The following is a 273-nucleotide window of genomic DNA, read 5'->3' as shown; positions in this document are numbered from 1 at the left end:
CACCGAGCGACAGCAGGTTGGCCGACTCGCCGCGGATCACCAAGATCGCCACCGCGAAGGCGAGGGCGAACGGGATCGTCGCCGCCACGATGATGGCGCTTCGCAGCGAGCCCAGGAACAGCCACTGAACCACGAACACGAGCGCCACGCCGAAGACGAGGTTGTGCATCACCGTGTGCGTGGTTTTGCCGATCAGCCCCGACCGGTCGTAGAGCGGCACGATGCGCACGTCGGGCGGGAGAATGCCGCTCGCGTTGATCTTCTCGATCTCGG

At 65.9% G+C, this 273-nt stretch carries 1 protein-coding gene; it reads right to left on the bottom strand.

Features of this window, described 5'->3' with window-relative positions:
- A partial coding sequence (locus KZZ06_RS20775) for an efflux RND transporter permease subunit (protein ID WP_219581857.1) occupies nucleotides 1-273 on the bottom strand: 273 nt, incomplete at both ends.

The sequence above is a fragment of the Sulfitobacter sp. CW3 genome (assembly GCF_019392245.1).
Lineage (GTDB): Bacteria > Pseudomonadota > Alphaproteobacteria > Rhodobacterales > Rhodobacteraceae > Sulfitobacter.
The sequence above is the reverse complement of the archived record's forward strand: the minus strand, read 5'-3'. Positions and strand labels throughout refer to the sequence as shown.